Raw genomic sequence first — 5,877 nt, 5'->3', positions numbered from 1 at the left:
AACCCCCACGGGCTGTACTGACCGCGCGGGCGGGCCGCCGTGCCCGCCCGCCAAGGAGAGACGACTATGTGGTACTTCACCTGGATTCTCGGCGTGCTGCTGGCCAGCAGCTTCGGCATCATCAATGCGCTGTGGCTGGAAGCCACTCAGGACTTGGACGCCGAGCCGTGAGCAGTCGCGCGCAGGGGCGCTGCTACGGCGCGTTCGGTCGCGTACTTTCTCTAGTGCTGGCCGCGCCGCTGGCGCTGGTCCTGCTGATCCATCCGGCGGCGATGCTGGACGGGCAGGGAGGCTACAGTCACCCGCAGCTGATGCTGGTGATGTGGGGTATTTCCGCCGGCTTCGTGCATGGCGTCGGCTTCGTGCCGCAATGGTGGGGCTGGCGCTGGCTGCTCGGCCCGCTGCCGGCCTGGCTGTTGTGTGCTTTGGGCTACGCGGTGCTGTTCCAGGCCCAGCTGGGCTGAGCGGGGGCGAATGCCTTTGCAGTCAGGCGCGGCTATTCGTAGGCTGATGGCCGTGGTCGCGACGCGGCCATCGGTTCCCCGCACGATCGGGGGGAGTGCCACCGAAACGGGTTCGCGACATTCATGGATATCGACAAGGCCGCCCAGGCGCTGAGCGGCGCCGAACGCATTCTGATCATCACCGGGGCCGGGCTGTCGGCCGACTCCGGGTTGCCCACCTACCGTGGCCTCGGCGGCCTCTATAACGGCGAAACCGAAGACGGCCTGCCGATCGAGGTGGCGCTATCCGGGCCGACGCTGCGGCGTGATCCGGCGTTGTGCTGGAAGTACCTGGCCGAAATCGGGCGGGCCTGCCTGCAGGCCGAACCCAATGCCGGCCACTTCGCCATCGCCGAGCTGCAGCGGCGCAAACCCGGCACCTGGGTGCTCACGCAGAACATCGATGGCTTCCACCGCCGAGCCGGCAGTCCGCCCGATCGCTTGATCGAGATTCACGGTCAGCTGGCGCCGCTGTCGTGCATGGGCTGCGGCAAGGTCGACGGACGTCCACTGCGTTCGCTGCTGGATCAGCCATTGCCGCCGCGCTGCCTGACTTGCGACGGGGTGTTGCGTCCTGCCGTGGTGCTGTTCGAGGAGATGCTGCCGGAATCCGCCCTGACTGCATTGCAGCAACAGGTGCGGCTCGGCTTCGACGCCGTGCTGGTGGTTGGAACCACGGCGAGCTTCGGCTACATCCTCGAGCCGGTATGGCGGGTGCGTCAGGCCGGCGGCTCGGTCGTCGAGGTGAACCTGCAAGCCACCGAAATCAGTCCGCTGGCGGACGTACTTCTGCAAGGGAGGGCCGCAGACGTTTTGTCGCAGCTGGTTCGTCACATTTCGTCCGATTGAATTTGATCATCGAAGCGATAGCGGGCATAGTCGCCGGCACTTTGAAATCACCGACACGGCTGTGCCCATGCGCCAACGCTTCGCACCCCTCGTGCCTCTCGCACTCATCGCCCTGCTGACCGCCTGCGCCGGCCAGCCTGTACAGACCGAGCAGCAAGCCGACGCGCCTCGTCTGTCGCAACACCATCCCCTGGCCGGATTCGACTTCGACGCGCTCGAAAAGAGCGAAGAGCAGTCGCTGGCAGAGCTTACCGATGAGCACGACTACCAGCTGCCGCAGCTGGCTGACAGCATTCTCGAGCGCGGCTTCACCCTGGTCGGTACCCCGTATCGCTACGGTGGCAGCTCGGTGAAGAGCGGTTTCGACTGCAGCGGCTTCGTCGGCTTCCTGTTCCGCAAGGAGGCAGGTCTCGAGCTGCCGCGTTCCACTCGCGAGCTGATCAACCTCGACGCACCGGTGGTCAAGCGCAACGAGCTGGAACCCGGTGACGTGGTGTTCTTCAACAACCGTGGCCGTGGCCGGGTCAGCCACGCCGGCATCTACATCGGCGATGACCAGTTCATCCACGCCTCCAGCAGCCGCAGCGGTGGAGTGCGCGTCGACAGCCTGGATGACCGTTACTGGCGCGCCAGCTACATGGAAGCAAAACGCGTGCTGGCCCTGGCGTCCGATCTGGTTCCGCACACAGCCCAGCACTGATCCCGCGACCTGCGGGGGTTGCGTCTTCCCGCACATGCCGGCAGAGTGATGGCTCATTTGCCTGGACCGCTCTGCCATGCACTATCCGGCTCGTCTCACGCTCGTTGTTCTGACTGTGCTGCTGACCGCCTGTGCCGGAAAGGCACCCACGCCGCCGGTCGTGCAGACACCCAGGGTCCACCAACAGCCCGTACCTGGCGCCGCTGAAGACGTGCTGTTCAGTGCGATTGGTCTGGTCGGCACGCCTTATCGCTGGGGCGGCAATACGCCGGATAGCGGTTTCGACTGCAGTGGCCTGATCGGCTACGTCTACCACGGCGCAGCCGGCATCCAGCTCCCTCGCACCACTCAGGCCATGAGCAATCTGCGCGGCCCCTCCGTACGGCGCGACGCATTGCAGCCCGGTGATCTGGTGTTCTTCGCTACCAGCGGTGGGCGCCGGGTCAGCCACGCGGGCATCTACGTTGGCGAAGACCGCTTCGTTCACGCGCCGTCTTCTGGCGGCACGGTACGCCTGGACAGTCTTACCGCCGGCTACTGGCAGAAGAGTTATCTGGGCGCCAAGCGCGTGCTCGACCAGGAGCAACTGGCCCGCAACCCCTGAGCGTCATCCGCATAGAACCCCCGTCGTAGACGTCCTGTCTTTAGTCGTACTCACATGCTGAAACATTCTCCGTTTGACATGCGGTGATTTCGCTCGCCTGGCGCTTTGGCTACCATGCGCATCCCCAATTCCTCCCCGTGCGTCGTTCGGTCGCGCACAGCCCCTTTTTCCCACTTCCCATTAGGTGAGATATGCCTGAATTGCTGACGTACGTGCTGATTGCACTGGCGGTCGCGGCGCTGCTTGGCGTCGTGCTCGAAGAAATTACCCACGTGAACAAGGCCAAGGTGACGCTGTTCTTCGGCACCCTGGCCTGGCTGCTCTTGTTCATCTTCACACCGGTGGGCGAGGCGCGCGAAACCGTGCTGGAAAGCCTCAACGAGAACATCGCCGAGATCGCCGGGCTGTGGATCTTCCTGGTGGCGGCCATGACCTTCGTTGCCTACCTGAACAAGAAGGGCATGATCGAGAACCTGATCTATCTGGTGTTGCCCAAGCGGATCAGCGAGCGGGCCTTGCTGTTTCTCACGGCGACCTTCTGCTTCGTGTTCTCGTCGCTCGCCGACAACATCACCGCGACGCTGGTCTCCATCACCCTGATTCTCTCGCTGCAGCTGGATCGGGCGAAGACCATCAAGTTCGCTACCTTGGTGGTTTTCTCCGTCAACTCCGGTGGGGTCGCGCTGATTACCGGCGACGTCACCACGCTGATGATCTTCCTCGCTGGCAAGGTGGCGATCCTCCAGCTGCTGGCACTGGCCGTGCCGGCATTCGTCGCGGTGATGGTGCTGGCCGCCATGCTGTCGATCGGCATGAAGGGCGAGGTGGTGGTGCAGGGCCAGCGCAACGATGTGCGCGGTGTCGACGTGGCGATTGCACTGATCTTCCTGTGCACCATCCTCAGCACCATTGTCGGCAACTTCCTGTTCCAGATCCCGCCGGTGCTGACCTTCCTCGCCGGCCTCTCGGTGATGTTCCTGGTTGCGCGCTTCTTCAGCGACGACAACGACTCCGATCCGATTCTCGAATACGTACGCCAGGTGGAGTTCGAGACGCTGTTCTTCTTCCTCGGCATCCTCCTGCTGGTAGGCATGCTCAAGGAGATTCGCGTGCTCGACGGGCTGGTGCACATCTATGACCAGGTGCCGGCAGTGATGGCCAACTACCTGATGGGCGTGATGTCGGCGGCCATCGACAACGTGCCGCTGACCGCAGCGCTGCTGAAATCCGGGCTGGAAATGGGTGTCGCCGAATGGATGGTGCTGACCTATGCGGTCGGTGTTGGCGGCTCGCTGCTGGTGATCGGTTCGGCGTCGGGCATCGTCGCCATGAGCAAGGTGCCGGGGCTGACCTTCGGCAGCTACCTGCGCTACATGCTCTACCTGTTCATCGCCTTCAACATCGGCTTCGCCGGTGTCTATCTGGTCGGCCTGTCGGTGGGCTGACCGCGGTTCGCGTGCGAGCGCGGGTCACCAGCTCAGGTTGAAGTGCGATCCCAGCACGAAGCGACCGTCGAGCAGGTCCCAGCGCTCGACGCAGACCTTCTTCTGTTCGCCGGGATGCAGCTTCAACCGGTTGAAGGAGTTTGGCGAGGTGCCACGCAGGCGGGTCGAGAGCGTGGTGCCGGCCTGCACCATCCAGATCTCCCGCGCGAGACCGCTGTACTGCTTGGACAACGGCAGCACGTAGGGCAGATGGATGTGCCCGCCCATGACCAGGTCCAGCCCGTGCTCGGCCCAGCGCTGCAGCGCGGGTTCGGCGCCGTGCTGCAGGTTGCTCAGATCGCTCGGCACCATCGCGCCGAATGGCTGGTGGGCGACCACGATGCGAATCTTGTGCGGGTTGCCATCGGCCAGCCGCTGCGCCACACGCTCCACTTGTCGCCCCGTCACCACGCCGTCCTTGTGCCGGCGCGGATGGGTGGTATTGAGCCCGATCACCAGCATGTCGTCGTTCTCGAATACCGGCTCCAGCTCATCGCCGAAGTGTCGCCGGTAGTTGCCGTACGGCGTGAACAGGCGGGCGAAGAGGTTGTACAGCGGGATGTCGTGATTGCCCGGAATCACCAGCGTCTCACCGACGCCATCGGCCTGCACGCGGCGCACGAAAGCGGCGGCACTGGCGAACTGCCCGCGACGGGCGCGCTGGGTGATGTCACCGGAGAACACCAGCAGGTCGGCCCGGTGTTCGCGTACATGGTCCTCCAGGGCCTTGACCACGGAAGGTTGTTCGGTACCGAAATGGGTGTCGGAAATCTGCACGATGCTGGTCATGGGCGTCGGATATGGGTCCTGGCTGATTGCTGGCATTGTTGCATTCGAAGCCTTTTGCCGTCCGCCGTTCCGAGCGCCGAGATGCAAGCGGAAATTGCAGGGCGCTGCGACAACCCCGCGGTTGCGCCAAGCCCGGCCTTGGACTAACCTCCGCGTCGCCTCAGGTGCCCCCCTTGTCAAAGGAGGGGTGAAACAGGGAAGCCGGTCCATTCTCACGAAGATTCCGGCGCTGCCCCCGCAACGGTAGGCGAGTCGAGAAACCGCAACGGCCACTGTGCTCAACGCATGGGAAGGCGCGGTTTCGGGACGCCGCAAGGCGTACGCTCGCAAGCCCGGAGACCGGCCTGTCGCATTTCACTGACAGTGCGGCGGGCGCTGGGCGGGTGCATATCCCTCGCGGTATTCACTTCCTTTTGCGGTTCCTCCGTCTGTCTTCGTCGACTTTCAGTCGTGCGGGTGGGCACGACGGAGACCTGTACCTTGACTTGCGAGCCCCGTTTCAAGCCAGCGGCCTATGTGCTGCTCGGCAGTTTTCCCCTTTCCATCGGCCAGCTGGCCGCAGCCCCGCTAGATCTCCAGCAACAGGTGGTGACCGCCACCCGCACCGCGCAGACGGCTCAGCAGAGCCTGGCCGCGGTGACCGTGATCGACCGTGAGCGGATCGAACGCAGCCAGGCCAATTCGCTGCCTGAGCTGCTCAAACAGGTGCCTGGCGTTTCGCTGGCCAACAACGGCGGGCCCGGCAAGTCCACCTCGCTGTTCATGCGCGGCACCGAATCCGATCACGTGCTGGTGATGATCGACGGCATCAAGATCGGCTCGGTCTCGGGCGGCGGCGCGGCCCTGCAGGATCTGCCGTTGGAGCTGATCGATCGAGTCGAGGTGGTCCGCGGTCCGCGCTCCAGCCTGTACGGCTCGGAAGCCATCGGCGGGGTGATCCAGATATTC

At 64.3% G+C, this 5,877-nt stretch carries 8 protein-coding genes and 1 riboswitch; of the genes, 7 read left to right on the top strand and 1 reads right to left on the bottom strand.

The window, feature by feature from the left end; all coding sequences use genetic code 11:
- Window positions 1-66 precede the first annotated feature (66 nt).
- The 6 genes from cydX to nhaD all read left to right on the top strand — a co-directional run bounded on the left by cydX (window position 67) and on the right by nhaD (window position 4,101).
- On the top strand, window positions 67-171 hold the full coding sequence (gene cydX / locus LO50_RS24235) for a cytochrome bd-I oxidase subunit CydX (protein ID WP_003297956.1): 105 nt from the start codon (window positions 67-69) through the stop codon (window positions 169-171).
- Window positions 168-464, top strand: a complete 297-nt coding sequence (locus LO50_RS17435; protein WP_003297955.1) for a cyd operon YbgE family protein — start codon at window positions 168-170, stop codon at window positions 462-464. Before cydX ends, LO50_RS17435 begins: the two co-directional genes overlap by 4 nt.
- A gap of 123 nt (window positions 465-587) precedes the next feature.
- Entirely contained in the window at window positions 588-1,352 is a 765-nt protein-coding gene (locus LO50_RS17430) for an NAD-dependent deacylase (protein ID WP_044315783.1), read from the top strand.
- Window positions 1,353-1,419: 67 nt separating this feature from the next.
- Window positions 1,420-2,052: a C40 family peptidase gene (locus LO50_RS17425; protein ID WP_003297953.1), complete on the top strand. Its 633-nt coding sequence runs from the start codon at window positions 1,420-1,422 to the stop codon at window positions 2,050-2,052.
- Between the two features lie 76 nt (window positions 2,053-2,128).
- Window positions 2,129-2,656, top strand: a complete 528-nt coding sequence (locus tag LO50_RS17420; RefSeq protein WP_044315782.1) for a C40 family peptidase — start codon at window positions 2,129-2,131, stop codon at window positions 2,654-2,656.
- A gap of 191 nt (window positions 2,657-2,847) precedes the next feature.
- Complete coding sequence (gene nhaD / locus LO50_RS17415; protein WP_003297950.1) at window positions 2,848-4,101, top strand: sodium:proton antiporter NhaD; 1,254 nt, start codon at window positions 2,848-2,850, stop codon at window positions 4,099-4,101.
- 24 nt (window positions 4,102-4,125) lie between these two features.
- Here nhaD and LO50_RS17410 read toward each other — a convergent pair whose 3' ends face one another.
- Window positions 4,126-4,929, bottom strand: coding sequence for a metallophosphoesterase family protein (locus tag LO50_RS17410; RefSeq protein ID WP_044315781.1), 804 nt, complete (start codon window positions 4,927-4,929; stop codon window positions 4,126-4,128).
- 145 nt (window positions 4,930-5,074) lie between these two features.
- Window positions 5,075-5,291: riboswitch (cobalamin riboswitch) on the top strand.
- A 118-nt stretch (window positions 5,292-5,409) separates the two neighbouring features.
- Between LO50_RS17410 and LO50_RS17405 the strand changes: the two genes are divergently transcribed.
- Window positions 5,410-5,877: TonB-dependent receptor plug domain-containing protein (locus tag LO50_RS17405; protein ID WP_044315780.1), on the top strand; the 468-nt coding region annotated here is incomplete at its 3' end.

The sequence above is a fragment of the Stutzerimonas stutzeri genome (assembly GCF_000935215.1).
Classification (GTDB): domain Bacteria; phylum Pseudomonadota; class Gammaproteobacteria; order Pseudomonadales; family Pseudomonadaceae; genus Stutzerimonas.
The sequence above is the reverse complement of the archived record's forward strand: the minus strand, read 5'-3'. Positions and strand labels throughout refer to the sequence as shown.